This window comes from Halalkaliarchaeum desulfuricum (assembly GCF_002952775.1).
GTDB classification, from domain to species: domain Archaea; phylum Halobacteriota; class Halobacteria; order Halobacteriales; family Haloferacaceae; genus Halalkaliarchaeum; species Halalkaliarchaeum desulfuricum.
Genome location: NZ_CP025066.1, coordinates 2,117,087 through 2,141,590 on the forward strand (window position 1 = coordinate 2,117,087; position 24,504 = coordinate 2,141,590).

Genomic DNA, 24,504 nt, shown 5'->3' on the forward strand with positions numbered 1-24,504 from the left:
GCGCAGCTTTTATGCGGGGGCTATCCTAACAGGTCTATCATGGTCGAAGCGTTTGTCCGACTCGTCTGTCCGGAGTGCTCGAAGGACTGGCAGGAAGCCCCGATGGACCTTCCGAACCTGCGTGAAAACTTCTCGTGTCCGTCCTGTCACGCGACCCGCCGTCTCTCGGAGTTCATGCGGACCGAACGGGATCTCGAGGCCGTAAAACAGTTCCAGTAGCGTCCGGTTGTTCTCTTCTCTCACTCTCCGGTCGGCGAGAGCGCTCCGCAGGCGTCACATTGGAGCAGTTGGGCTCCCTGTTCGCGTTCGATCTGCGTGTCCGGGAGTCCACATTCGGGACACAGCACGTACGACTCGGTGTACGACTCGACGGCTTCCTCGACCCGGCGCTGTCTGAAATCCCCGGTCAGGCGGGCGCGGCCGCTCTCGTCGATGTGGGCGCTCGTGCCCAGTTCGGACTGCAACGCTTTCAGGACGTGTGACTCCTCTCGTCCGAGCGTGTCGACGACGTCCTGGAAGTTTTCGAACACCGTGACGTGGCCCTCTTCCCGGACTTCCGGAGTCGGTACTTCGAAGCGGTCGCTCGCGTCCTCGATGTTCGGCGTTCGTTCGAGTGCGCGATCCAGTTGTTCGTCGTACTCCATATGCGATGTATACTGCCGGAACCAGTAAAGTCTTGACGACCCACAACCGCCGAACCGCCAAATTTTGCGGGAAATACCCCCCGAAAACCGGAGTCCGTGTTAACGACTCTCAGGACAGTAATTTAACCCTCCAGTCGCTATGACTGATTGCTCATGAAGAAGCAGGAACTCATTCACCTTCACGGCCTGCTCGCGGAGGTACGCAAGCAGTGTGAGGCATGGAACGAGGAGACCGAACTCGACGAGTACGAATCGCTCGGCGTCAAGCCGACATCGATCCACCGATCGAAAACGGACCACAAGGAGGCGGTTTTCGCCCTGGCGGACGGGATCACCGCACCGATGGAGGAGACGGAAGTCGACTCCGAGGCCGAAACGCTGACCGCAACCGCGGACTAACGTTTCTCGCGAAACCGCGATAGTACCGACCACGTAGCGACTGCGCCGTCGATTTCTTTACGTAGTTCCGCCGAGGAGTTCCGCACGAATGCTCGATGGGGTCAACGTCGCGCTGGGCGTCACCGGAAGCATCGCCGCTGTCAAAGTGGTCGAACTCGCACACGAACTCCGCCGGCAGGGGGCACAAGTCAGGGCGGTGGTGACTCCCGCTGCCCGGAACATCATCCACCCGTGGGCGGTCGAGTTCGCCACCGAAAACGACGTGGTCACCGAGATCACGGGCGAGGTAGAGCACGTTCGACTGTGTGGCCGCGACGGCTGGGCGGACGTCCTGCTCGTCGCGCCGATGACCGCAAACACCGCCGGCAAGATCGCGGCCGCGATCGACGACACGCCAGTGACGACGTGTGCGACGTCGGCGCTGGGGTCGGGGGTACCGGTCGTCGCGGTGCCGGCGATGCACGAACCCATGTACGACCACCCCGGCGTGGCCGCCTCGCTCCAGCGCCTGCAGTCGTGGGGCGTGTCGATCGTGAAACCACGACTCGAGGAAGGGAAAGCCAAGATCGCACAGGAATCGGAGATCGTTACTGCGATCGCGCGGGCGACGACGCCACAGACGCTCGCGGGGAAACACGTCGTCGTCACTGCGGGTGCGACCAAAGAACAACTGGACCCCATCCGGATCATCACCAATCGGGCCTCCGGAAAGACGGGGCGGGCGGTCGCGCGGGCGTGTCACGTTCGGGGCGCCGACGTGACGCTGATCCAGGACGGCCCCGAGGTCGGTTACGCCGACGTCGTCGAAATCGAGACTGCAGCCGAGATGATCGAGGCGACCGTCGAGGCGTGTCGCACCGCCGACGCGCTCGTCTCGGCGGCGGCGATTTCGGATTTTACCGCCGACGCCGTCGCCGAGAAGATCCGCTCCGGCTCGCCGCTGAGTGTCGACCTCGAACCCACGCCGAAGCTCATCGACAGCGTCCGGGATCGGTACTCGGCGCTGCCGATCGTCGGATTCAAGGCCGAAACCGGCGGCGACAACGAGGAGATGGTACGCGAGGCCCGCCGGATCCGCGACCGGGTCGGCCTGTCGTTCGTCGTCGCCAACGACGCCGACGTGATGGGCAAAGAGGAGACCCGCGTGCTCCTCGTCGATGACGAGGTGGTAGAACGGTCGGGGACGAAAACGGACGTCGCCGGCAGCGTCGCCGAGAAGCTCGCGGTGGCGATCGGCGGCGACGCCGACTACGACCGCTCGTCGCCGTCGAACTGAGAGTCAAGCGTCGCCTGGGTTCCGGTCGACCCCGTGTCTGACCCCTCGTGTTCTTCGCGGATGTACGCGCCGAGGTAGCCGCCGAGGGCGCCGAATCCGATCAGGTACGCGGCCCCGAACATCACGACGAACAGCATGATCACGAACGTGAACCCGAAGTCCAACGGCGCCAACACGATCCCGAAGAACAACAGCGGAAGCAACAGAAGGGAGATGAGGGCACCCGACACCGCGCCGACTTTCGCACCCTCGGTTCGGTCGCCCTTCTCGAGCCACGCCGCGACGCCGCCGCCGAGGATCGGAGAGAACGGAACGAACGAGGTGACGATGGTGACGACTGCGCCGATCAGTGCGTTGATGAGTGTGTCGCCGTCCATACCGCGTTCTTCCGGCGACGGCACTTCACCGTGTCGATGGGTGGAACGGGGATTTCACCTTTCGCCGCCGCTGACGGGCGGGAACAGCGCGAGTTCGTCGCCCGCCTCGAGTTGAGTTTCCAGACCGTCGCCGGAGTGGACGGATTCTCCGTTGTGGAGGACGTTAATGTGATCCTGTAACTCGCCGTCCTCGTCGAGGATTCGCCCTTCGAGTGCGGGATGTCGTTCTAGCAGCGCCGCGAGCGCGTCGTCTACGGTGTCGCCAGGGGTGTCGATCTCGACGGTGTCCTCGCCGGCGACCTCGGCGAGGTCGGCGAACAGTTTCCATTCCATACGGATCAGTCACTGCCGCCGGACAAAGAGGATTGCGCACCCGTCTGTTCCGGTTCCGTCTCCCCCCGGACTCGTCGCTCCGCCCGCCTGAGGCTGTCGGGCCGCCCGACGAGGTACAGTTCGTCGCCCGCCGCGAGGGCGTAGCTGCGGGGCGGGATCGCCGTGATCGATCCGTCGCGGGGCCGAACGGCGGCGACTGTCGGGCCCAGGTGGTCGATCGGCGCGCCGACCCATCCGCTTTCTGGTGCAACCGTCGCCACACTCATCGTCTCGTCGGCGTTGCGCAACAGCGAGGCGAACTCCCGGTCCGCCTGCGGCTCTGCGGGAAGCGTGACCAGCCGATACCGGCGTGTCTGTTCGACATTTTCGGCGTCGGACTCGTCGAGCGCGACGGTGGCGACGTCGCCGGCGGTCGCCCGGAGTTCGGCCGTGGTCACGCGTTTCGGCCCCTCCTCGTCGGTCCACAGCTGCACCGTGTCACCGGGAGTCGCTGCGTAGGGTGGGTCCGCCCGAACCGCGATCGCGGCGGTGCCGGGTGCGAGGGTCGGGCCGATGCCCGCCGCGCGCGAGCCGACGCCCAGATACTCGACGGTTCCGTCCGAGGTGATTTCGAGGTCGACGTGTCCGACGCCGTAGTCTTCCTTGATGCGTGTAGTGAGTCGCTCTCTCAACTCCTCGACGGTGATCCGGCGCGGGAAAAGCAGCGTTTCATCGCTCATCCGTTCTTTTGTCTCTGGGGAAACGGGATCGTAAGAGTCGATGTCGTTGATATCGGCGGCGGGTGGAAGCGTCACGGACGTGACGCGCCCGGCGCTGCGCACCACTTCCGACACGTCCCCCTGGAGTTGCCGGCCGCCGGCCATCGCTGCGGCGTTTCGTCCCATCACGTCGCCAACGCGGAGACCTACCGGCGAGACGGCAGTGGCGACGCCCAGCGCGACGAGGTTGAAAAACGCCGTCGCTGGCTCGAACAGCCCGACCTGTTCGCCCGCGACGTACGATCCGAGGGAGGCGGTGTTGAGATACAGCGCGATCACGGAGACGCCGAAGATGATGGCGATCCCCTCCGGGAGTTCGTCGTTGACGTACCACCGGTAGACCGCCGCCACGCTCCCGGAGGCGACGCCGGCGAGGATCGCGTACGTGAGCAGGTTCAGGAGGGCGACGTTCGGTTCCGCAAACGTCGCGGCCGGCATCGGAATCATGCTGCCACCTCCTCGAAGCCGGTGAGCGCATCGCGGGTGCCCACGACGAACAGTTCGTCCCCTGCAGAAAGCGCCGTCTCTCCCCGCGGCGTGATATCCCACCCGTCGTGTTTCGCTGCCAGGATGACGACGTCGTACGCCTCCCTGACGTTCACCTCGCCGATCGTGCTCCCATCCAGCGGCCCGCCCGCTTTCACGGAGACTTTACGGAAGCGCTTTCCGGCTCGACGCAGCAGTTGCGTGAGTTCGAACTCCCGTCGGGTTCCCCTGGAGAGAACCATGACCTCCCCCCGTTCCGCCCGGAGGAGGGTGCCGGCGTCCGCCCGGTCGATAGCCACCGTCACCCGTCCGTCCCCGCCTATTGTCCGGTCGACAGGTGACGGCGGAGGGGTCTCTTCGGGTTCGCCGCCGTCGGTTTTCGCCTCAACCGTGCTCGTTTCGGTGGACGTGCCCGACGACGCGCTCAACAGTGTCCCCTCGACGGTGAGATCCGACGTGACGATCCGGATGGATTCACCCCGGACCAGCCCGGTGGGAACGAGTGCCGGCACCGACACTGCCCGCTTTCCGGAAGGGATCCGTTTCGAGAGCCCACCGACAGGCGGGGCCGCGGCGACGGTCGCCCGCGCCCGCTCGTCGATCGACACGACCGAGTTCGCCACGTCGAACTCGGTCCGGAGCTGATCTTCGAACCGCGACTCCAGCTCCGCGACGGGGAGGTCGGCCGGGAACGTCCACTCCTTGGCTTTGATCTCCTCGCGAAGGTCGGCCGAAAGCGGCGGATACCCCTCGAGGTCCTCGATATCGCCGACGACCGTCACCCGGACCCGTCCCCGCCCGCCGACCAGTTCGACGACGTCCGCCGACAGGGTTCGGTCCTTCAACCCCTTGAGAGACATCCGTCTGGGCACGTTCGCGCCGAGTTTGTCTCCCTTCGCGTGGGCGTACAGCGCGAGCATCAACACGACGACGATCGCCGTCAGGATAGCGACGGCGTTTTCGTCGGTCCGGATCGTCTCGTCGTTCAACGCGAGCAGGCCTCCGTTTATCCCTGCGATCGCGAGCGCGAGGACGATGACACCGAATCCGGGTATCGACACTCCGGTGACGTACCGGAAGACGAACCCCAGTGTTCCAGCGACGAGGGCTGGAATGACTCCCGTGAGGACGCCCAGATAGATCCCCAGCAGGATTTCGAACGGAAGCGATGGCATACCCGTACCCACAGGGTCTGTTTATAAACCGTTTCCGCCGCCAACCGCGAGAGGGACTGCTGGCACGGGTGGCTCTCTGCGGTCACACCGACTGCTACTTCGGGACCTTCGTCAAAAGCGCCGCGGTTTCCCGGACGTCGTGGGTGTCGACGAGCAGCTCTGCGGCCTCCCGAACGGTGAAGTCGGGGTCGATGTCCACGCCGTAACACGCCGCATACACCGAAAGCCAGTCGTTGGTCGCCCGGTGGAGCAGTTCCATCTCCCGCTGTGAAAACCGGACGCCCTCAGTTGCGGTCCGGGCCTCGACGTACAACGCCACCACCGGGCCCAGCCCGTCCCGCGCGGCCGCAGTCGCACATTCCTCGGGCGTTCGCCCCGCGCCGTCGGGGCCGTTCCCGTCGTCACGGAACCGGTTTTCCCGTCGTTTTCGTGCCTCGGCTGCGAGCCGCAGTATCCGGGATTCGAAGTCGGACGTCACACCGTCACCGTCCTTCACCCGTTTTTTACCCCTCGTCGAACGCAACGCCCTTCCCTCCGCGGGGATGTTCCCAGTCGGTATCGGCCACGATTGCGCAGGTCCCACACTCGACGCACGGCTGGGTGTCGAGACTCACGACGCGCTCCTCGCCGCCGTTGGTTCGTACGCGCTCTTCGCGGTAACAGCCGCCGCCGAAGTCTTTCGCACTCACCGGACAGGCGGTCACCGCCGCGCCGCTGGCGGCGACGGAGTCGTCGTTCAGCTCGATGTGGGGGTTGCCCACGTCGGTGTCGTAGGTCAGCTCTCCGATCCGCTCCTCGAGGGAGGGCGGTTCGACGTCGTTTTCCTCCACGACGGGTGCGCCGAGCTCCTCGGCGATCACTGTCGGGAGCGTGACGTACGGCGTTTGGGTGTCCGGCACCATCGTCGCGAGAAACGCCGACGAGTAGAGCCGCTCCAGCCGGTCGCCGAGCGCTCGCACACCCAGCCGACCGACCGGCGATCGTGTCACGGCATCGAGCGCGTCCGCGAGGACGTCCCGCTCGCCGACCTGTCGGACGATTTCGTAGCGCCGGGGGCGGAGCTTGCCCATGACGCCTTCGTCGTTCAGCTTCCGTTCGTACAGCTCCCCCGCGGCGGCGGTGTGTCCGCGCGAACGCGCCTCGACGTACGCCTCGGCTGCGAGCGCGCCAGCCGTCACCGCGTGGTTCATCCCCTTGATTATGGGGCCTTGCGCCTGCATCTGACCGGCCGCATCCCCGACGAGGACGAGCCGGCCGCGGTGGGGCGACCGGTGGGCGACTTTCTTCGAGTCGGGGACGAGTTTTGCCGAGTACTCGCGTTCCGTGTATTCGTCGGGGAGCCACTCGCCGAGTGCCGGATGCGTCAACAGCGCGTCCAGCAGTTCGTGGGGCTCGGCTCGCGTCTCCACGATGCTGTCGAGGTGAAACACCGTTCCGATGGAAAGCGAGTCCCGGTTCGTGTAGACGAACCCGCCACCGCGGGCGTCCCCGAAGAGGTCACCGGAAAACAGGTGAGCCGCCCCCTCGTCGGGTCCGACATCGAAGCTATCGTCGATCTCCTCGGGCGGGACGTCGACGACGGCCTTGACGCCCTGGAACCACTCTTCGGGTTCCTCCCAGTCCATGAGATCGGCGTCGCGGGCGAGTTCGGAGTTGACGCCGTCGGCGGCGACGATCAGTTCCGCCTCGATCGGGTCGAGTTCGTCGCAGGTGACACCGATTATCTCACCGCCCTCCCGGAGAAGGCCGTTCACCCTGACCTCGGTGAGCAGTCCTCCGCCGGTCTCGGCGGTCATCTCGTGGACGCGCTCGGCCAGCCAGGAGTCCATCCGTCGGCGGAGCACCGCGTCCGACCACGCGGTGTCGTGTTCGTGCAATTTTGTGACGTCGAAGGTCTTGACCTGTCGCCCCGCGACGTTGTGGAGGTAGTACTCCGTCACCGGGCGTTCCGTCGCCGCCTCCCGGAAGTCGGGAAACAGGTCGTCGATCGTGTACGGGGACGACTCCTCGGCGTAGATGAGTCCGCCGGAGACGTTCTTCGAGCCCGCATCCACCCCGCGTTCCAGGACGAGCGTTTCGACCCCGTTTCGCGCCAGCGTGGCCGCTGCCGCAGCCCCGCCCGGCCCGCAGCCGACGACGACTGCCTCGAAGGATTCTCGAGTCATTCGAGTTTCCCCCCGTCGGCGGCGGCCTCGAGATCGATCTCCCCGGTGTCGATCCCCTCGATTAACCGCGGCAACACCTCGAAGAGGTCACCCTCGATGAAGTAGTCCGACCAGTCGTGGATCCGGGCGTCCGGGTCGGTGTTGATCGCCACGATCGTCCCCGCCTCGTCACAGCCGACCTTGTGCTGGACGGCGCCCGAGACGCCGGCGGCTATGTACAGGTCCGGTTCGATCTCCTGTCCGGTCTCGCCGATCTGCCGCTCCTCTTTCGTGTACTGCTCGACGTGACCCTCGAAGTTGAACGAGCCGGTGACGATACCCCGGGTTACTCCCACGTCGGCGCGTTCGAACCTGTCGGCCAGATCCAGGGCGAGTTCCATCCCGCGGGTGGGGTCCGCGCTGATCCCCCGGCCCATGCACACCACGACGTCGTTCCCCGTGAGGTCGATCCCGCCTTCCAGCCGATCGAAGTCGATCACTTCGGCCCGGAACCACTCGTCTTGGAGCCCGAGGTCGTGTTCGATTACCTCCCCGTCCCGCTCTGGCTTCGGTTGTGGAACGTCGAAGCTCCCCGGGATGACCGACGCACCCTGGGGATGGAACTCCCGGGTCGGGTTGTCGAGACAGAGGATCGTCGAGTACTCGAACCCGGAGAAGTCGGGACGCTTCATGTGGAGTACCCGCTGGAACTCGCGGTTGTTCCCCGACCCACCCGTTTTTACTGGGTTCGAGATGGTCACGTCCGTAATGTACAGTCCCGAGCAGTCGCTCGCGAGGCCGGAGTCGAGTTCGCCCTGCACGAGCGCAGAGAGGTCCCGTCCGTTGTTGGTCGCCGGAAAGAGGGTGTACCGCGGCTCGTCGTAGTCGCGCCAGTCGGCGGGATCCGGATCGGTACCGGGAGTGCGGTCCTCGCCGACGCCCACCGGCGGCTCGGCTCCCCACCGGGCCATGTCACAGAAGATCTCCGTGTACGGTTTGTGCTGGAACCGCTCGAGGCGGTCGTCCTCGTGGTAGACGACGACGTCGGCGCCGTGTTCGACGCACGTTTCGGTGTGACCTGCGACGTCGTCGCCGATCAGTACGGCGACGACCCGCTCGTCGGCGTCGTACTGTCGGTTGTACTCGTCCATTAGCTCCCGTGCCTTCCCGAGCATCTCCAGGGAGACGTCGATCAGTTCTCCGGACTGTGTCTCGCAGTACACCCACATGTCCCGATAGACCCCCGCATCGAGGGCCTTGACGTACTGTTTGTCGGCAGTCGGGTGATCGAGTTCTGGGTGTCTCTCCTCGGGCGGGCGTCTGTCGCTTTCTTCCCCCTCGCTTCCCGCGACCGAGTCGATCCGGTTTTCGATCAGGCGTTTGACGCTGTCGCGATCGTTTCCGGCCGATTCCCGTTCGATCAGTTCCCGAAGCCGTTCGACGTCGTCGATCTTCCTGACCGCGTTGCCCACGTCCGCCGCGGACATCTCTTCGAGATCGAGGCCGGAGTCCCCGTCCTCGTCCGCTGATCCCTCCTCGTCTTCGCCCTCGAACTTCTCGATGCGGCTCTCTATCAGCGTCTTCGCCGTCGATCGGTCTTTTCCGGACTTCTCGGCTTCGAGGATCTCACGGAGTTCGTCGACGTCGTCGACGTCGGCCAGTTCGGGGCCGAGTTCCGAGACGTCGTACTCGCCTGGGTCGAGCGTCATCGTTTTAGTCACCCCCCGCGGCGAACGGCTGCATCTCCTCGAGGATCTGTCCCATGGCCTCGGGATCCCCGGGGTCGACCGCGAGTGCCTCCCGTTCGGAGGGCGGCCGCGGAATCGGATCCACGCTCTCGACGATCGTGGGCGACCCGTCGAGGCCGACGTAGTCGGGATCCAGGTTCAGTTCCTCGTGGTCCCACATCTCCAGGTGGTCCTCGTACTCCTCTGCTCGCTTTTGTGTCTCCCGGCGGAGACGCTTGTGTTGGAGTCGATTCGTCGCGGTCCGGTAGGTGGGTTGAAACTCCGGATCCGCGACGACGACCGCGGGCATCGGGACCTCGACGGTTTCGATCTCCTCGACGTCTCCCTCGACGAGGCGTTTCGCGCGGAGCCGCCGGTCGTCCTCGTCGACCTCGAGTGCGACGACGTGGGTGACGAGCGGCCAGTCGAGACACCAGCAGGTCTGTGGGCCGGTGTGGCCGGTCTCCCCGTCGGCCGTTTTAAATCCCGCAAACACCAGGTCCGGCTCGCCGTGGTGCCGGATCGCGGTCGCGAGCGTGATCGCGGTCGCCCAGGTGTCCGCCGCCGCGAACTCCCTGTCGGAGATGAGATACAGGTCGTCGGCGTAGACGTCACGCATACCCTCCTGGAGGATACTCTTGTATCCGGGAGGCCCCATACTCATCAGGCTCACTCGGCCGCCGTGTCGAACGCGGGTCTGTAACGCCGCCTCCAGGGCGTGTTTGTCGTTCGGGTTCATCACCGTGGGGGTCTTCCCCCGTTCGAGGTGGCCGTCCTCGTCGAAGGACACCTCCCCTTCTCGGAAATCAGGGACGCCTTTCGTCAGTACTATTGTGTGCATGGCTACCGAGCCTCAAGAACATCTTGGGTCGAAACGCCATAAACACTGTGTGGAACACGCCAACGTCGGCCGCCGGAACCTGTCTCACGTCCGTCCGGCGCGACCGGAGTCGACGTCGATCGCGTCCACCGGACAGACGTCGACACAGAGCATACAGTCGATACACTGGTCCTCGTTCGTCGGGTTCGCCTTGATTTCGCTTTCGGGGTGGCCTGGGGTGTCGACCCACTCGAAGACGTCGACCGGGCAGTCCTCCAGGCAGGCGCCGTCGGCGAGGCAGATGTCGAAGTCGACGGCGACGTGGGTCCCGCGGATGCCGAGTTTCTCCGGCGGCTCCGTCTCCCCCCAGACGGCGACGCCGTGTTCTTCGCCGGTCTGCTCGAGGTTCTGCTCGAAGTTCGGATCGATGGGCATGTGTCTACTCCCACACGGGGTTAAAACGAGTTAACTCTTGTCACGACGTACTCCCGGTCCACCGTCACAACCGGACGGTCACTGCAGCCGTTTCGTCGCCTCGACCAGCGGGTGGCGGGCGTAGTCGACGACCTCGATGTCGTCGATCCGCTCGAGCCCCTCCTTGCTGGCCGTCTTTGCCATCCCCAGTTCGATCTCCTCGTCGATGTCGATGACGTACGCCTCCATCTTCTCGATGCCGAGGCGTCGGGCGGCCATCACCCGGTGATGGCCGTCGGCGAGATACAGGGTGCCAGCGTTGTCGATCACCACGAGCGGTTCCGCGAGCCCACGTTCGAGTTCGTACTGTCTCCCCTCGAGTTCGTCCCCGTACACCCGCCCCTGTGTCGGAATCAACGACTCCAGCTTCACCGCCCGGCGCTCCTCTTCGATCTCGATGTCGTGAATCTGCTCCAGTGTGCGCCTGAGCTTGCCGACCTTCCCGGGGGTAGCCCGCTCGATCTGTGACCGGACGACATCCGTATTCGAAATGATCCCGACCAGATTACCCGCGTCGTCGACCACCGGGAGCTTTTGAATCCCTGACCGAAGAATGACCCGTGCGGCGTCGGTGACGGCCATGTCCGGATGTGCGACGATGAGATCCTCATTCATCACCGTAAACACCGGCGCGTCCTCGTCGGCAAAAAGCAAGTCTCTCGCCGAAACGAACCCCTCGACGCTCCGACCGACACACACCGGAAAGCCGTTGTGTCCGTCGCTTTCCACGACGCGGCGGGTGACCTCTTCGACGGTGTCTTCCGGTGCCACCGTCTGGACGTCGCGGGTCATGTACTCTTTGACGGTCGGCTTGCCGCTCATCGGTTTCCCGTACGGCAAGCAAACGGAAAAGCGTAGTCACCGACGGTCTCCATCCGACGGGCGGTCCTCCGCCGTTCAGTCTTCGGGAAACGTCACGTCGGTGTCGAAATCCAGGGTCGGCACCTGCCTTGCGTCCTCGACCGCCTCGAAGAACCGATCGGCGATGACCTCGCGCACGACCTCGGTGAGTTCGGTCACGTCCTCCTCGGCCGTGGTCCCGAGGATTCCGAGCGGCACCTGTACGCCCGCCATGTCGGCGTGTCCGCCCGCCGAGCCGACCTCCGCGAACGCGTCGCGGAGCACTTCGCCGAGATCGAGGTCGGCGCCTCGCGCGCGAGCAGAGCCGTACGCGACACCGTCGGCGAAACCATACACGAAGGTAACTGTGATCCCGTTCATGTTCAAAAGCGCGTCAGCCGCTTGCGAGAGAGCGTCCCGATTGCCGATCTCTCCGACACAGGAGCTCAATACGGAGTCTCGCACATCGCGATTCTGTATCGCCCGGGCGACCGTCTCCATCGTTTCCCCGGAGACGCCGGGGGATTCGATCCGCTCGAGCGCCGCCACGTCGGCGTTGTCCACGAGATACGCTGCGGCCTCGAAGTCGAGGGCAGAAACCTCGCGAGTGAAGTCGCGTGTATCGATCCTGATGCCGTACAAAAGCGCCGTCGCGAGCGTCTCTCCGGGATCGATCCCCAGCCGGTTGAAGTACTCCGCGAGCAGGGTGCTCGTCGAACCGACGCCGCTTCGGATGTCGGTGTACGGCGCTCGTATCGGCTCTCTCATCGGGTGGTGATCCACTATCAGATCGACCGCGATCTCGGGCGGCAGGCTGTCGTTTACCCCCGGTCGCGAGTGATCCACCAGCGCGATCCCGTCGTACGTCGACGGATCGAACTCCTCGATCTGACGGATTGGGAGATCCAGCAGGTTCACGAGAGCCCGGTTCTCCTGGTGGGCGATCTCGCCGAAGTAGCAGGCTTCCGCCTGGACGCCGATCTCCTCTGCGAGTCGGGCCAGCCCGATCGCACTGGCGATCGCGTCGGGGTCCGGGTTGTCGTGGGCGAACACGCCGAGGGGGCCGGACAGTTCTCGCAGCGTCGTGTGGAGGTCGGCCATTAGCTGTCCTCCCTCGCCGCCGCTGGCCTCGAGAACGCGTCCGGCGACCGCCTCCGTCGGGTCGATCAGCTGGTCGGCCGCCTGCTCCAGGCGTTTCACCGTCTCCGGTGCGGGATCGAAGCCGACCGACGCGAGGATCTCCGCGTCGGGAAACGCGCCCCTGGCTGCGTCGGCGGCGGCGACGTTACGTTTCGACTGGTCGGAGGCGACGATCACGAGGTCGACGTCGTCGGGAAACGTCGACGGATCGGTCGGATCGCCCTCCCGGGCGAGGATTTTCTCCTCGCGGAGCGTGGAAGCCCAGCCGCTGTCGGCAGTGACGACGTACAGCGCGTCCCGCCCCTTCGGGACGTTCTCGATGACAGTGTGGGCGACCGCCCCGCAGCCGAGCACCAGCCGCCGTATCATAGTTCTCGCCACGGCGTCCGGCCGGAAAACGCTACCGTCACGCGCTGAGTTGGTCGGGATCGACGCGGTAGATCCGGACTGTCTCGGTTTCGAATGCGAGTTCGACACCCTCGAACTGTTGGAAGGACACCTCGCCGTAGCGGTCGCGTTCCCCGGGACCGACCCACACGTGGGTGACGTCGTACTCCTCGAGGACGGCGATACGCTCGGCGTCGTCGCCAGCGTACGCCCGATCGACCGCGTTCGCGCGCTCCCAGTAGACGTCGCCGCCGCGGTAGCCGACCTGGTGTTGCCACCCGGCGACGGTCGGGATTCCGGTCAGACTCGAGGCCGGATTCGCGTTCCAATCGTACATCCCGGGTGCTGAGGGGTTCTCCGCGAGCCCGGTCGGTGAACTGTACGCGCCCGGCGCCTCCAGCAGCGTGGCCTCCCGTCCGATGGCTGCCGCCTCCGTGGGGGCATTGTCGTCGAGCCACTCGATCGCGGGAGCCTCTTCTGGGTGATCCCGTTCGACGAACGCCGTCGCGTCGAGCGTGCCCGCGTCGTGCCGGTCGAAATGTGCGTCCAGCGCGAGCGCGGCGTACGGCAGCGTGGTCACGAGCAACAGCCCGACGAACGCCCGGCCAGCGACCCGTCGCGTTTCTGGGCTTGGCCACCAGGTGGCGAGCCCGTCCCGGCCGGGGGGCTCGAAGAGATCCGCGAGCACCGGCCCCATGGCGAGGCCCCACAGCACCCACACCTGGAAGTACGTCTTGAAGACGGTGTTGAACCGTCCCGGGCCGGCCTCCTCGGCGACGTACACGAGTTCGACGATGGTGACGAGCCCGGCTCCACCCACGAGCAGCGCTGTCTCGAACCCGACATCCCGTCCCAGGCGGAGCGCGATCCAGCCGCCGACCAAAAGCGGGCCGACGACGACTAGGGCGGCAAAGTCGAACAGGACGCCCGCAACGGCCGCCAACACAACAGCCACTGCGAGCGATCCTCGACCCTCTGTCCCGAGTTTTCCGAACAGGAACACGAGAAACGCCGCGAGGAACGCGCCGTGAACGACCACCAGCGCGCCCAGGCCAGACCGATCTGCGGCTTCCAGGATCGCGACCGTCTGCCCGGCGCTTGCGCCGAGCAGAAACGACGCTCCCAGGAGGAAGCCGACGAGCCCGGAAAGTCCTGCAACGACCAACGCTCCGCCTGTACGGCACAGTTCGGTCGACAGCGGACTCTCCTTCCACCCTGCCCTCGCGTCGTTCGTGTTGTCGCCGCCGAGCCACGACCGGAGCGAATTCTCGATGCGTTTCCCGCCCGGCAATAGCGGTAATGGCCTCGCGGGCGCGAAGGTAAGCGCCAGCCACGCGACGCCGTACATCGTCGGGAAGCTCCAGGTGTCGGTCGGGATCTGGAACCCTCCCAGAACCGGAAGCACGGCGAACACGAGCAGCCGTCGCCGTCGGAGTTGGTCGGCCGGCGTCTGCCAGTAGGCGAAGGCCACGGCGACGGCGAGAAGGAGGAACGATCCGCCCATCATGTGGGCGTGGAGGTCGCCGTTGAGCCAGGCGAAAAACGGGAACTCGTTTATCGTGCCGGGAATGACCCGACTCGCAGTCCAGTAGCTGAACCCGTCGATACCGGCGAGGAGATCGGCCGCCTCCGGCTCCGCTCGGCCGGCGACTACCTCGGCGAGCCGTCTCCGGAGCCCCTCGGGGAGCCAGCCTGCGAGCAACCGAGTCGCCGTGAGGAGATTGCTCGCGAGGCCGACGAACACTGCCCCGAACGCCCCCGCCCGCCGACGCGAAATCCCGCGCGTGGACGCGACGTTGCCGGCGAGATCGAACGCCGTAGTCACGAGCAACGCATAGAACCCGGCGAGCGCGAGGTTGTACGCGTACTGTGGCGGGGTGGCCGTGAGCCCGGAAAGGAGCGTCGCCGCGAGGTGGCCGCCGTAGTAGTACTGCAACGGTTCTCCGGCGAACCACATGTCCGGCGGCGGGAGCGTCTCGGCACGGAGCAGCGTCCGCAACAGCCCGTAATCCAGGAACTTCTCGCCGCCGACCGGGTTCACGGCGGGATCGGCCGCCCGGATCACGATCACGAGCAGAAACGCAGCCAGGAACACGACTGCGGCGTCGGTGGCGCCATCGCGATCGAACGGGAGGTCGTCGGCAACTGTCAGTTCGCCCTCGCGGAGGCGGTCGAGATCTAACGCCGAGGCGGCCGAGAGGGCGACGAGCACTGCGAGCCCGACCCAGAGCGTCCACCACCCGAACGCGACCTGTCCGACCCAGTAGGCGACGATCGTGACGACGGTGACGCCCACGATCGGTGCCAGGCCCGCACCGCCGGTAGAAAACCGGGAGAACAGCCGGGCTGCGATCGGATAGCCGAGGACAGCCAGGAGCGCGAACGCGAGGAGCCACCGTCCGACGAGGAGATACTCCATCGTCAGTGTGGCGCGTGCGATCCACCATACGCTTTCGGATTCGAACGGGTTTTTAAGCCCACCCACGAAACCGTCGTTCGTGTCCACCGTCGGCGTCGTCATCCCCGCGTTTCGCCCGGAGGTCGAGCGGACGCTGTCGTATCTTCGGGAACTGGAGTCGGTTCTCTCGCCGGACGTCATCCGACTGGAACTCGACGACCCGGATCCCGACGTCGTCGCGGCCTTCGAGGGATCGCCCGCAACGGTAAACGCGGTCGACCGTCGCCGGGGGAAAGGGGCGGCGATCGCGGAGGGATTCGACACACTCGAGACCGACGTCCTCGCGTTCTTCGACGCCGACGGCGCGACGCCGGCGGCGTCGGCCGAGGCGGTCGTCGCCCCGGTCCGACGGGGGGAAGTTCCGTTGGCGGTCGGATCGCGGCGGCATCCGGACTCGCGTGTGGCCGGCCATCAGGGTGTCACCCGGCGAGTCCTCGGCGACGCGTTCGCGTGGTCGGCCCGCAGGTTGCTCCCGGCCACGCTGTACGACTACCAGTGCGGTGCGAAAGCGATCTCCGCCGGCACCTGGCGAAACGTTCGAAAGCACCTGTCGGAAACCGGGTTCGGCTGGGACATCGAACTGATCGCAACCGCGGCCGCGCTGGGCTATAAGATCCGGGAGGTGCCGATCGAGTGGGAAGACCAGCCCGGTTCGACGGTGTCGCCTGCGGGCGACGGGCTCCGGATGGCCAGAACGCTTCTGTCGGCCAGCCTGTGTGCCCGGAACGTGCGGCGCCAGACCGATCGGGACGGGGAGGGGATGGAAACGTGATCGGCGCGGCGGTCCGGGAACTGGCCACCGCCGACCGCTTCGGGAAGTTCCTCTCGGTGGGGGCTGCGGGCGCGGTCCTCGACCTGTCGGTGAGTTCCGCGCTGACGATCGGGGGGATCCCGCCGGAGTACGCCAAGGTCGTCGGCGCCGAGTGTGCGATCATCGTGATGTTTTTCATCAACGACCGATGGACGTTTCCCGAACACGGCGAATCGGGGATTCGCTCGACAGGCCGCAGACTACTCAAGTCGAACGTCGTCCGGAGCGGCGGGCTGGTGGTCCAGTTCCTCGTCGTGCGGACGCTCACCCGTCTCGACGTGAGTGTCGTCGTCGCCGGGACGGACGTGTGGGCGTTTTTGACGTTCCCGATCGCGATCGCGTGTGCGTTCGTCTTCAACTACACCGCAGAGAGCCTGGTCACCTGGCGGGTGCTCAGGGACCGGTAGCTGTGATGTTGTGATGGCACCGAAAAAAGGACAACAGGCGATCGGTTCGTCCGACGTTCCGGACGCGCTAGAGCTTCTCGAGGTTGTCGATCTTCTCCTGTGACCAGTCGTAGAACGGTTCGTCGACCTCGTTGAGCGACTCGACGCACTTGTTGTACTCGGCTCTCGCCTCCTCGACGAGCGGATCGTCCGGATTGGCCTCGATCCAGTCGCGGAGATCCTGCAGTGCCTGCGGCGAGTACGTCTCGATCTTGCCTTGCCGGTCGACCAACTCCAGTTTCCGTTCGTCCTGGCGGAGCGTCTTGAACAGGGCCCAGGTAGCGAGCACCCAGAACGCGATGATCGCGATAATCATCCCGATCCAGGCCTCGATGGAGAGGCCCAGGATCTGTCCGACGACGGGTGTGATTCCGGTCATCAGTCGTCACCTCCCGGTGCTGCAGTATCGGTTGTCGCTTCGGGCTTGTCGAAGTAGTTCATGATCAGGTAGCCGGCGATCGGGAACGTGATCAGCACGGCAACGCCTGCGATCATCTCGTTGGTCCCGAAGTTCTCGTAAGCGAAGAACGCCATGATCCCAACCATGACCACAGGGATCAGATACTTGACGATCGGGTTAAACCACGTGCCGACGTAGAGTCCGCTGGTCTTGTTGACCGAGAGCACGCGGAGCCGTTCGGGGGTGAAGTACCAGCCGATGCCGATCATCACGGCCAGCGTCGCCAGCGGTAGTCCCCAGTTGGCGAACGTGAAGTCCGCGAAGTCGAGGAACGACACGGAGTAGGCGCTCGGGAGGCCGAGCAACCAGATGACGCCCGTCACCGCGAGCACAGTCTGGTTGCGCGACAGGGGACTCTCCTCGAAGACCGTCGTCACCGTCACCTCGGTGATGACCACCGCGGAGGTGAACGCCGCGAGGAAGAACCCGACGAAGAAGATTATCGCCCACAGGTCGCCGATCGGCATCGGCTCGAACACCTGCACCAGCGTGATGAACGTCAGGCCGGCGCCGGCGTCAGGATCGAGGCCGTAGGCGAACACCAGCGGGAAGATCGCGAACGCCGCGAGCACCCCGATCGACGCTTCGCCGATCGCGGTGAAGAAGCCGCCACCCAGCGGCGCGTCGTCGTACTCGCGGAGGTAGCTCCCGACGGTGATCGCGATACCCCAACCGAGACCGGTCGAGAACAGCGCCTGTCCGAGCGCGGCGATCCAGGTGTCGCTGATCAGCAGGTACTCCCACTGGACGGTGAAGGTGAACGCCAGCCCCTCAGCGGCGCCCGGCAGCGTCAGCGCGCGGATCGCGATTGCGGCGAGCGCGATCACCAGGCCGGGGACGGCGTACACGACGAGCCGCTCGACGCCGTCACGGATGCCCAGCACGAGCACACCGGCGACCAGGGCCATCACGATGGTGTGCATGAGGACCATGATCCCCGGACTGTTGGTGAACGCAGTCCAGAACGCCTCCGCCTCGAAGCCGGCGGCGGTGAACTCGAGGGTGAACGACTGGAGCATGTAATACAGGATCCAGCCGACCACCGGCGAGTAGTACGTCATCAACGCGATGTTCACGAGGATGACGATCACCCCGAGTCCGGCCATTCCTCCCGGGCCCGTGCAGTCGCGCAACGCGCCGATCACACCTTTCTCGCTGTACCGCCCCAGCGCCGTTTCGGCCATCAACCCGGGAACGGCGATCAGGAACAGCAGTATGAGGAACGCCAGCAGAAACGCCCCCCCACCGTTTTCCCCCAGTACGAACGGGAATCGCCAGATGTTCCCGGAGCCGACCATGGCGCCGATCATTGCCATCAGGAACCCGAATCGGGTTCCCCATTCTGCGCGTGAAACTTTCGCGTCACTCATGACATACCATGCCTCACTACAGGCAACTACCCACAAAGTACTTAATTCTTGATGGTTCTGTATGCTGTTTGATGTATTTTGACATGCAAGAACGTGTCACGTCAACGGCCGAGGACACTGCGATCGAACGACCGTTCGGCTGGGTCTGGAAAACTCGTATTCGGAATTCTGAACAGTAATGATTATTGAGCATCAAACCGGTCCATTGCGAGAGACTGGAGCAGATCCGGTTTGGCCCCGTCTCGCAACCACTCTCCGATCAGTTCGCCGATCGCCGGCGCCGTGGTGACGCCGTAGCCGCTCATCCCGACGGCGAGCAGGTAGCCGTCGACCGCGGTGTCGTCGACGATCGGCAGTCCATCGGGAGTCACCGTCCGAAGCCCGTTCCATTCGTTGAGGATTCGGACATCCGAAAGCGACGGGAAGTATCGATCGACGACGTCCGCAACAGTGAGGTAAAACGACTCCTCGATGGGCCGGGCGTGATCCGGATCCAACCGCGTAGTGTCCTCGTATGCTCTGGCGAACCGTCCGGCAAGCAGGTCCCCGCTTCCCTCCTGTCTCACGTACACTTCGTCCTCGAAGAACGTGAGCGGAACCGGGTGGGTCCGGTTCGCCTGCAGAACGACGATCGGCCCCTCCGTGTGACGGAGCGGCGTGGAGACACCGACCATTTCATCTATCTCGTGTGCCCAGGGCCCGGCGGCGTTTATCACCCGCGATGCATCCGTTTTCCCCTCCGTGGTTTCGACGCCCGCGACGGCACCGCCCTCGACGATCACGTCGGTCACGGCGACGCCGGTCTCGATCTCCGCACCGTGGTCGCGGGCCACCGAAGACATGTACTGGAGAATCTCGTTCGGATCGAGCACGCCGTCCTCGGGGACGAGAAGCCCCCCGGCGAACCGCTCGGGGTCGAGGCCGTACGTCGTCAGGTCCGACGGAGAGACGATCTCGGATACGAAGCCGAACTCGTCGTAGGTCGCGTGTAGCTCCCGGAGGTGGGCCACGTCGGCCTCCGAGGAGGCCGTATGAAGCGTCCCGATCGGATCGAACTCGAACTCGCCGCTCTCGATCAGGGGTTCGTACCACTCCCAGGACATCTCCCGGCGCTTGTGTTCTGCCCGATCGGGCCTCCCCTGATACCGGATGAACTGTGCAATCGACGCGGCCGTCGTTCCCGATCCGAGCGAGTTCTTCTCGAACAGTTTGACTGGCCGGCCCTCCCCGGAGAGATGGTACGCGAGACTTACACCGACGATGCCGCCGCCGACGATTACTGTTGGTTTCATGAAGGTTAGATGCTGTCTGCCGGTTTCCCGTGGCCCGCGGGATCGGCCTCGAACCGATCGAGGCCGAAGAACTCGATGTCGAAGACGTCCGTCGAGCCTGTCGCGACAAGGTCACTCAGCGCTTTGCCGACGACGGGTCCGTGTTTGAATCCGTGTCCCGAAAACCCGCAGCCGGCGTAACAGCCAGCCGGCCCGATCTGGTCGATCACGAAGTCGTGATCCGGTGTGTTCGAGTAGATTCCGGCGTAACTGCCACGCAGCCTGGCGTCCTCGAGCCCGGGAACGAACTCGACGAGCGCCTCGGTCAGTTCCAGCACTGTCGACTCCTCGACCGTGCCGGTGGGGGCGTCCGGTCCGACCGTCTCCCCTGTGTGATGTGTCGCGATCAGGACGCCGTCGCCGAAGTCGGACCGCACGTACCAGTCGCCCCCCGGCGGCGCTGTCGTCGGGATCGTACTGACGTCTCCCGGTTCGTACTCTTCTCCCGGTTCGAGGAGGAGCACCTCCTCCTTCGTGAGTTTCAGGGGAATCTCGACGCCGAGCGGCTCCAGTAGCTCGGGAGTCCACGGTCCCGCAGCCACGACGACGTTCTCGGTTTTGACCGTCCCCGCGTCGGTTTTCACGCCCGCGATGGCGTCCTCGTCGACCAGCAACTCCTCGACGGGTATCCCCGTGAGCACTGTCGCCCCGTTTTTCCCGGCCGCCCGGGCGAAACCGCCGGCCGCGTCGGCGCCGTCGGAGTAGGCGGCGGTCTCGTCGACGATCCCGAACTCGACGTCACCCAGTGCCAGCATCGGGAACGCCGCCGCGAGCGTTTCCCGGTCGACTTCGCTCACCGGGATCCCGAGCGACGTCAGTACGTCGAACCCCTCCCGGGCGTAGCGACCGGTGGGAGTGTCCTCCCGGCCGAGTCTGACGAGGGGGTTCGGTTCGTACGCGATTGGTTCGCCGGTGTGTCCCTCGAACTCCCGGTAGAAGTCGTGGCTCCAGGCGGCCATTCTGGCGTAGATCTCCTGCGGTCCGTAGTGGTGGCGGAGGATCGCCGAGGAGTCACCGGTCGAACCGCTCGCGATGTTGTCTCGCTCCAGGAGCGTCACGTCCAGTTCCGTTTCCGTTGCAAGGAAGAAGGCGGTACTCGTTCCCATGATCCCGCCACCGACAACCACCACGTCGGTCCGGGACGGGAGCGACTGGGTTCCCATGTACGTCGGCAGTCGCGGGGCAGGCAAATAGCTTTCTCGGCCGAGGCGGTCGTCGATACGAAACGTTGAAACCTCGAACAGGCAAAAGAGCGGTATGGAACTGCGGGTCATCCAGAAAACCGACGCGGAACTCCGCATCGAGATCGCCGGGGAGGACCACACGTTCATGAACGTGCTGAAGGGTTCGCTGCTCGCCGAGGACGGAGTCGAGGCCGCGACCTACGACATGAATCCCGAACAGTCGGGGGGTCAGACGGAGCCTGTCCTTTCGATCACGACCGACGGCGACGTCGATCCCCTCGAGGCGTTGGAGTCGGCCGCCGGAACCGTGAGCGAACGGTCGAGCGAGTTCATCGCGGCGTTCGACGCCGCGGTATAGTCGAGTTGTCCCGGCGGCCCAGCCGACCGGTTACTGGGCGTCGACGACCGCGACGCCCGCGAGGTTGACGATGTCTTTCACTTCGTCGCCCCGCTGGAGGACGTGTACCGGTTTTTCCATCCCGACGAGCATCGGGCCGATCGCCTCCGCGCCGCCGAGCCGCTGGAGCAGCTTGTAGCCGATGTTGCCCGCCTCGAGGTTCGGGAAGATGAGCACGTTCGCGGGCTCGTCGAGCTCGGCAAACTCGTAGGTGCCGTTCAATATTTCTTCGACGACGGCTGTGTCGGCCTGCATTTCGCCGTCGACCGGGAAGTCGACCGCCGGATCCTCGTGGAGCATCTCGACTGCGCGACGCGGCTTGCGGGTACCCTCGTTGTCGACGCTTCCGAAATTGGAGTACGACAGCATCGCCGCCCGGGGTTCCACGTTGAATCGTCGCGCGAGATCGGCGGTGTGACGCGTGATCTCCGCGAGCACCTCGTCGTCTGGATCTTGATTTACGGTCGTGTCCGCGCAGAACACCACGCGGTTCCTGAAGGTCAACATGTACACGCCCGCAGCGTACTCGGTGTCCGCGGCCGTTCCGATCACCTGAAGCGGTGGTCGAAGCGCGGACGGGTAGTGGTGAGTGAGTCCCGTAAGCAGGGCGTCGGCGTCCCCCTGTTCGACCATCACGCTCCCGAAGTAGTTCGAGTCGCGTCTGACCAGTTCCTCCGCCTCGCTTCGCGTGATCCCCTTTCGCCGTCTGAGTTCGTAGAGTCGCTGTGCGTACTCCTCGTTGTTCTCCGTTCGCGGATCCACGACGGTCGGCGAGAAGGCGAGTCCAAGGCGCCGTGCAGTCTTTTGAATTTTCTCTTCGTTTCCGAGCAACAGGGGCTCTGCGATCCCTTGTTCTTCGAGCTGGTAGGCGGCACGGATCATCTTCTCGTCGGTACCCGCCGCGAGCGCAACCCGTTTGGGATCGCTTTTCGCTTTGTTCAACACGACCCGCATCATCTCGCGGGACTTCCCGAGGCGAGCCTCGAGCCGTTCGACGTACGCTTCGACGTCGATCTCCTTTCTGGCGGCTCCCGACTCGATGGCCGCCTTTGCCACGGCCGGCGAAATCTCGAACAGCACCCGTGGATCCAGCGGCTTCGGGATGACGTACTCGGGCCCGTACTGGAGCGGCTGATCGCCGTAGGCTTTGACGACGGCGTCGGGCACGTCCTTTCGTGCCAGCTCCGCGAGCGCCCGGGCGGCCGCCCGCTTCATCTCCTCGTTGATCTCGGTGGCGCGGACGTCGAGTGCTCCCCTGAAGATGAACGGGAACCCGAGCACGTTGTTCACCTGGTTCGGATAGTCCGACCGCCCGGTTGCCATGATGACGGTGTCCTCGCGGGCACCTTTCGCGTCCTCGTAGTCGATCTCCGGGTCGGGGTTGGCCATGGCGAACACGATCGGGTTCTCGGCCATCGAACGGATCATCTCCGGCGAGACGATGCCACCGACCGACAGCCCGACGAACACGTCCGCCCCCTCCATCGCGTCCGCCAGATCGCCCTCGGGAACGTCCCGGGCGAACTCCTGTTTGAATTCGTTGAGATCGTCGGATCGGGACTCGGTGATGATCCCCGAGGAGTCACACATCAGGATGTTCTCTTTTTTTGCCCCCAACGAGACGTAAAACCGGGCAGTCGCGATCGCCGAGGCGCCTGCCCCCGAAAAGACGATCTCCAGGTCCTCGATCCGCTTGTCGGAGATGTCGACTGCGTTCAACAGCGCGGCACCGGAGATGATCGCAGTGCCGTGCTGATCGTCGTGAAACACCGGGATGTCCATCTCCTCGTGGAGCCGCGTCTCGATCTCGAAACACTCCGGGGCCTTGATGTCCTCGAGGTTGATCCCGCCGAAGGTCGGCTCCATCGCGGCCACCGACCGGACGAAGTCGTCGGGATCGACGTGATCGAGTTCGATGTCGAACACGTCGATGTCGGCGAACCGCTTGAACAGCACGCCCTTCCCCTCCATCACTGGCTTCGAGGCCTGTGCCCCGATATTGCCGAGACCCAGCACCGCGGAGCCGTTCGAGACCACCCCCACGAGGTTCCCCTTGGCCGTATAGGTGTAGGCCTTCTCGGGGTTGTCGTCGATGTCCATGCAGGGTGCGGCGACACCGGGCGAGTACGCGAGACTCAGATCACGCTGTGTGTTTGTCGGTTTCGTGGTCGATATCTCTATCTTCCCCGGCGGGTCGCGCCGGTGATATTCCCTTGCGTCGTCTTCTAGTCCCATGTTGGGTGGTCCTTTCGGGAGTGTAAAAATCTATGTGTCCGTGTCGAGTGTGTATTCGTCGAACGTCGAACAGATCTACCGGCCGTTCGATGGCGGCCTCGAAATCTCTGCTCGGGAACGCCTTTGGTTGGCGTTCTTCGCCGGCGAGATCGAAGCCCGAACAGTTCTATGCGGGAGTGAATAAGCACCAGCAATGCCGTGTGGCTGTCGGCAATCAAATCCCAAAGTAACCATAGGTACTGCCCTGTGGTGGTCTCTGTCGTTTGCGGTCCCGATATCGTTGTGTCGGCGGTGGATTTATTAAATAAAAATGACATTATAACTGTATGATTCCAGAAGACGTACCACAGTTAGACGTAACGATACCTGAGATAACGCAGGTGGCGTTCGTCGTCGAAGATTTGGATGACGGAATGAACCGGTTCGGGGGAATTCTAGGTGTCGACGAGTGGGACGTCTACCGGTTCGAACCACCTCGCCTGACGAACCGAACGTACCGCGGGGAGCCACACGATTACGGAGAATCGAGGAGAAAGCCCCGTGTTCAGCGCGGGGATGAATCCGACAACTGGGAATCAACCACCGGAAGTCAGATACCCGGAGTTTAATAATCGCGTGAAACCTAGGCATGAATACACCGAGGCGGTTCAGCCGCCCGAGTAAACGGATAATATCGGGATTCGGGAGTCTACGTCCGGAAGAATCCCTTTCGTGACCGCTGGATTCTCTGAACAGGTAACTCTGAATCCCATACCGGGGATAGGAGTAACGGCGGCTTGGCCCCGCCAGCAGTCCCGTCATGCCGACCGGACTGCAAACCTGAAAACTCCCA

Annotated in this window: 25 protein-coding genes; 7 read left to right on the plus strand and 18 right to left on the minus strand. The window is 64.6% G+C overall.

The window, feature by feature from the left end:
• The first annotated feature begins 39 nt into the window (after positions 1 to 39).
• A complete protein-coding gene (locus tag AArcSl_RS10630; protein WP_119818814.1) occupies positions 40 to 219 on the plus strand; it encodes a DUF7836 family putative zinc-binding protein in 180 nt (59 codons plus the stop codon).
• Between the two features lie 20 nt (positions 220 to 239).
• Here the strand turns inward: AArcSl_RS10630 and AArcSl_RS10635 are convergent, their stop codons facing one another.
• Positions 240 to 644, minus strand: coding sequence for a translation initiation factor IF-2 subunit beta (locus tag AArcSl_RS10635; protein WP_119818817.1), 405 nt, complete (start codon positions 642 to 644; stop codon positions 240 to 242).
• Positions 645 to 797: 153 nt separating this feature from the next.
• Here AArcSl_RS10635 and AArcSl_RS10640 point away from each other — a divergent pair, with 153 nt between their 5' ends.
• Complete coding sequence (locus AArcSl_RS10640) at positions 798 to 1,043, plus strand: UPF0058 family protein (RefSeq protein ID WP_119818820.1); 246 nt, start codon at positions 798 to 800, stop codon at positions 1,041 to 1,043.
• 88 nt (positions 1,044 to 1,131) lie between these two features.
• Entirely contained in the window at positions 1,132 to 2,319 is a 1,188-nt protein-coding gene (coaBC, locus tag AArcSl_RS10645) for a bifunctional phosphopantothenoylcysteine decarboxylase/phosphopantothenate--cysteine ligase CoaBC (RefSeq protein WP_119818823.1), read from the plus strand.
• On the opposite strand, the gene AArcSl_RS10650 is transcribed toward coaBC, so the two are convergent.
• The 12 genes from AArcSl_RS10650 to AArcSl_RS10705 form a co-directional block, all read right to left on the minus strand.
• Positions 2,292 to 2,696, minus strand: coding sequence for a DUF5518 domain-containing protein (locus tag AArcSl_RS10650; RefSeq protein WP_161945939.1), 405 nt, complete (start codon positions 2,694 to 2,696; stop codon positions 2,292 to 2,294). The two genes, coaBC and AArcSl_RS10650, sit on opposite strands and share 28 nt — an antisense overlap.
• Positions 2,697 to 2,750: 54 nt before the next feature.
• Positions 2,751 to 3,029, minus strand: a complete 279-nt coding sequence (locus AArcSl_RS10655; protein WP_119818826.1) for a ubiquitin-like small modifier protein 1 — start codon at positions 3,027 to 3,029, stop codon at positions 2,751 to 2,753.
• 5 nt (positions 3,030 to 3,034) lie between these two features.
• A complete protein-coding gene (locus AArcSl_RS10660) occupies positions 3,035 to 4,234 on the minus strand; it encodes a TrkA C-terminal domain-containing protein (RefSeq protein ID WP_119818829.1) in 1,200 nt (399 codons plus the stop codon).
• A complete protein-coding gene (locus tag AArcSl_RS10665; protein ID WP_119818832.1) occupies positions 4,231 to 5,448 on the minus strand; it encodes a potassium channel family protein in 1,218 nt (405 codons plus the stop codon). Before AArcSl_RS10665 ends, AArcSl_RS10660 begins: the two co-directional genes overlap by 4 nt.
• Positions 5,449 to 5,542: 94 nt before the next feature.
• Positions 5,543 to 5,926, minus strand: coding sequence for a hypothetical protein (locus AArcSl_RS10670; protein ID WP_119821915.1), 384 nt, complete (start codon positions 5,924 to 5,926; stop codon positions 5,543 to 5,545).
• Between the two features lie 25 nt (positions 5,927 to 5,951).
• The gene (locus AArcSl_RS10675) at positions 5,952 to 7,613 is read right to left on the minus strand and encodes an FAD-dependent oxidoreductase (RefSeq protein ID WP_119818835.1); all 1,662 of its coding nucleotides are present in this window, start codon (positions 7,611 to 7,613) and stop codon (positions 5,952 to 5,954) included.
• On the minus strand, positions 7,610 to 9,301 hold the full coding sequence (locus AArcSl_RS10680; protein ID WP_119818838.1) for an electron transfer flavoprotein subunit alpha/FixB family protein: 1,692 nt from the start codon (positions 9,299 to 9,301) through the stop codon (positions 7,610 to 7,612). The genes AArcSl_RS10675 and AArcSl_RS10680 overlap by 4 nt, the downstream gene beginning before the upstream one ends.
• A gap of 4 nt (positions 9,302 to 9,305) precedes the next feature.
• Positions 9,306 to 10,160, minus strand: coding sequence for an electron transfer flavoprotein subunit beta/FixA family protein (locus tag AArcSl_RS10685; RefSeq protein ID WP_119818841.1), 855 nt, complete (start codon positions 10,158 to 10,160; stop codon positions 9,306 to 9,308).
• A gap of 84 nt (positions 10,161 to 10,244) precedes the next feature.
• Entirely contained in the window at positions 10,245 to 10,574 is a 330-nt protein-coding gene (locus tag AArcSl_RS10690; protein ID WP_119818844.1) for a 4Fe-4S dicluster domain-containing protein, read from the minus strand.
• Between the two features lie 78 nt (positions 10,575 to 10,652).
• The gene (locus AArcSl_RS10695; protein WP_119818846.1) at positions 10,653 to 11,435 is read right to left on the minus strand and encodes a CBS pair associated ParBc domain-containing protein; all 783 of its coding nucleotides are present in this window, start codon (positions 11,433 to 11,435) and stop codon (positions 10,653 to 10,655) included.
• A 75-nt stretch (positions 11,436 to 11,510) separates the two neighbouring features.
• Positions 11,511 to 12,962 carry a DHH family phosphoesterase gene (locus tag AArcSl_RS10700; RefSeq protein WP_119818849.1) on the minus strand — a complete coding sequence of 484 codons (1,452 nt, stop codon included), beginning with the start codon at positions 12,960 to 12,962 and terminating at the stop codon, positions 11,511 to 11,513.
• Positions 12,963 to 12,999: 37 nt separating this feature from the next.
• Positions 13,000 to 15,399 carry a DUF2298 domain-containing protein gene (locus tag AArcSl_RS10705; RefSeq protein WP_119821917.1) on the minus strand — a complete coding sequence of 800 codons (2,400 nt, stop codon included), beginning with the start codon at positions 15,397 to 15,399 and terminating at the stop codon, positions 13,000 to 13,002.
• Between the two features lie 79 nt (positions 15,400 to 15,478).
• Here AArcSl_RS10705 and AArcSl_RS10710 point away from each other — a divergent pair, with 79 nt between their 5' ends.
• Both AArcSl_RS10710 and AArcSl_RS10715 read left to right on the plus strand, forming a co-directional pair.
• Positions 15,479 to 16,210 carry a glycosyltransferase gene (locus AArcSl_RS10710; RefSeq protein WP_119818854.1) on the plus strand — a complete coding sequence of 244 codons (732 nt, stop codon included), beginning with the start codon at positions 15,479 to 15,481 and terminating at the stop codon, positions 16,208 to 16,210.
• Positions 16,210 to 16,656, plus strand: coding sequence for a GtrA family protein (locus tag AArcSl_RS10715; RefSeq protein ID WP_119821919.1), 447 nt, complete (start codon positions 16,210 to 16,212; stop codon positions 16,654 to 16,656). Before AArcSl_RS10710 ends, AArcSl_RS10715 begins: the two co-directional genes overlap by 1 nt.
• A 67-nt stretch (positions 16,657 to 16,723) precedes the next feature.
• Here AArcSl_RS10715 and AArcSl_RS10720 read toward each other — a convergent pair whose 3' ends face one another.
• The 4 genes from AArcSl_RS10720 to AArcSl_RS10735 all read right to left on the minus strand — a co-directional run bounded on the left by AArcSl_RS10720 (position 16,724) and on the right by AArcSl_RS10735 (position 21,019).
• The gene (locus tag AArcSl_RS10720) at positions 16,724 to 17,074 is read right to left on the minus strand and encodes a hypothetical protein (protein ID WP_217563441.1); all 351 of its coding nucleotides are present in this window, start codon (positions 17,072 to 17,074) and stop codon (positions 16,724 to 16,726) included.
• A complete protein-coding gene (locus AArcSl_RS10725; RefSeq protein WP_119818857.1) occupies positions 17,074 to 18,525 on the minus strand; it encodes a sodium-dependent transporter in 1,452 nt (483 codons plus the stop codon). Before AArcSl_RS10725 ends, AArcSl_RS10720 begins: the two co-directional genes overlap by 1 nt.
• Positions 18,526 to 18,707: 182 nt before the next feature.
• The gene (locus tag AArcSl_RS10730; protein ID WP_119818860.1) at positions 18,708 to 19,817 is read right to left on the minus strand and encodes an NAD(P)/FAD-dependent oxidoreductase; all 1,110 of its coding nucleotides are present in this window, start codon (positions 19,815 to 19,817) and stop codon (positions 18,708 to 18,710) included.
• Positions 19,818 to 19,822: 5 nt separating this feature from the next.
• Positions 19,823 to 21,019 (minus strand): NAD(P)/FAD-dependent oxidoreductase, encoded by a 1,197-nt coding sequence (locus tag AArcSl_RS10735; RefSeq protein WP_119818863.1) that lies wholly within the window; start codon positions 21,017 to 21,019, stop codon positions 19,823 to 19,825.
• 94 nt (positions 21,020 to 21,113) lie between these two features.
• Here AArcSl_RS10735 and AArcSl_RS10740 point away from each other — a divergent pair, with 94 nt between their 5' ends.
• Positions 21,114 to 21,398, plus strand: coding sequence for a DNA-directed RNA polymerase subunit L (locus AArcSl_RS10740; protein ID WP_119818866.1), 285 nt, complete (start codon positions 21,114 to 21,116; stop codon positions 21,396 to 21,398).
• Positions 21,399 to 21,428: 30 nt separating this feature from the next.
• On the opposite strand, the gene AArcSl_RS10745 is transcribed toward AArcSl_RS10740, so the two are convergent.
• Positions 21,429 to 23,672 (minus strand): NADP-dependent malic enzyme, encoded by a 2,244-nt coding sequence (locus AArcSl_RS10745; RefSeq protein ID WP_119818868.1) that lies wholly within the window; start codon positions 23,670 to 23,672, stop codon positions 21,429 to 21,431.
• A gap of 326 nt (positions 23,673 to 23,998) precedes the next feature.
• Here AArcSl_RS10745 and AArcSl_RS10750 point away from each other — a divergent pair, with 326 nt between their 5' ends.
• Positions 23,999 to 24,280 (plus strand): VOC family protein, encoded by a 282-nt coding sequence (locus AArcSl_RS10750; RefSeq protein ID WP_119818871.1) that lies wholly within the window; start codon positions 23,999 to 24,001, stop codon positions 24,278 to 24,280.
• Positions 24,281 to 24,504: the final 224 nt, after the last annotated feature.

Excerpts from the sequence above, each read along its gene's own strand:
- AArcSl_RS10630 (WP_119818814.1), top strand. The coding sequence starts at position 40 with ATGGTCGAAGCGTTTGTCCGACTCGTCTGTCCGGAGTGCTCGAAGGAC.
- AArcSl_RS10635 (WP_119818817.1), bottom strand. The coding sequence starts at position 644 with ATGGAGTACGACGAACAACTGGATCGCGCACTCGAACGAACGCCGAAC.
- AArcSl_RS10640 (WP_119818820.1), top strand. The coding sequence starts at position 798 with ATGAAGAAGCAGGAACTCATTCACCTTCACGGCCTGCTCGCGGAGGTA.
- coaBC (WP_119818823.1), top strand. The coding sequence starts at position 1,132 with ATGCTCGATGGGGTCAACGTCGCGCTGGGCGTCACCGGAAGCATCGCC.
- AArcSl_RS10650 (WP_161945939.1), bottom strand. The coding sequence starts at position 2,696 with ATGGACGGCGACACACTCATCAACGCACTGATCGGCGCAGTCGTCACC.
- AArcSl_RS10655 (WP_119818826.1), bottom strand. The coding sequence starts at position 3,029 with ATGGAATGGAAACTGTTCGCCGACCTCGCCGAGGTCGCCGGCGAGGAC.
- AArcSl_RS10660 (WP_119818829.1), bottom strand. The coding sequence starts at position 4,234 with ATGATTCCGATGCCGGCCGCGACGTTTGCGGAACCGAACGTCGCCCTC.
- AArcSl_RS10665 (WP_119818832.1), bottom strand. The coding sequence starts at position 5,448 with ATGCCATCGCTTCCGTTCGAAATCCTGCTGGGGATCTATCTGGGCGTC.
- AArcSl_RS10675 (WP_119818835.1), bottom strand. The coding sequence starts at position 7,613 with ATGACTCGAGAATCCTTCGAGGCAGTCGTCGTCGGCTGCGGGCCGGGC.
- AArcSl_RS10680 (WP_119818838.1), bottom strand. The coding sequence starts at position 9,301 with ATGACGCTCGACCCAGGCGAGTACGACGTCTCGGAACTCGGCCCCGAA.
- AArcSl_RS10685 (WP_119818841.1), bottom strand. The coding sequence starts at position 10,160 with ATGCACACAATAGTACTGACGAAAGGCGTCCCTGATTTCCGAGAAGGG.
- AArcSl_RS10690 (WP_119818844.1), bottom strand. The coding sequence starts at position 10,574 with ATGCCCATCGATCCGAACTTCGAGCAGAACCTCGAGCAGACCGGCGAA.
- AArcSl_RS10695 (WP_119818846.1), bottom strand. The coding sequence starts at position 11,435 with ATGAGCGGCAAGCCGACCGTCAAAGAGTACATGACCCGCGACGTCCAG.
- AArcSl_RS10700 (WP_119818849.1), bottom strand. The coding sequence starts at position 12,962 with ATGATACGGCGGCTGGTGCTCGGCTGCGGGGCGGTCGCCCACACTGTC.
- AArcSl_RS10705 (WP_119821917.1), bottom strand. The coding sequence starts at position 15,399 with ATGGAGTATCTCCTCGTCGGACGGTGGCTCCTCGCGTTCGCGCTCCTG.
- AArcSl_RS10720 (WP_217563441.1), bottom strand. The coding sequence starts at position 17,074 with ATGACCGGAATCACACCCGTCGTCGGACAGATCCTGGGCCTCTCCATC.
- AArcSl_RS10725 (WP_119818857.1), bottom strand. The coding sequence starts at position 18,525 with ATGAGTGACGCGAAAGTTTCACGCGCAGAATGGGGAACCCGATTCGGG.
- AArcSl_RS10730 (WP_119818860.1), bottom strand. The coding sequence starts at position 19,817 with ATGAAACCAACAGTAATCGTCGGCGGCGGCATCGTCGGTGTAAGTCTC.
- AArcSl_RS10735 (WP_119818863.1), bottom strand. The coding sequence starts at position 21,019 with ATGGGAACCCAGTCGCTCCCGTCCCGGACCGACGTGGTGGTTGTCGGT.
- AArcSl_RS10740 (WP_119818866.1), top strand. The coding sequence starts at position 21,114 with ATGGAACTGCGGGTCATCCAGAAAACCGACGCGGAACTCCGCATCGAG.
- AArcSl_RS10745 (WP_119818868.1), bottom strand. The coding sequence starts at position 23,672 with ATGGGACTAGAAGACGACGCAAGGGAATATCACCGGCGCGACCCGCCG.
- AArcSl_RS10750 (WP_119818871.1), top strand. The coding sequence starts at position 23,999 with ATGATTCCAGAAGACGTACCACAGTTAGACGTAACGATACCTGAGATA.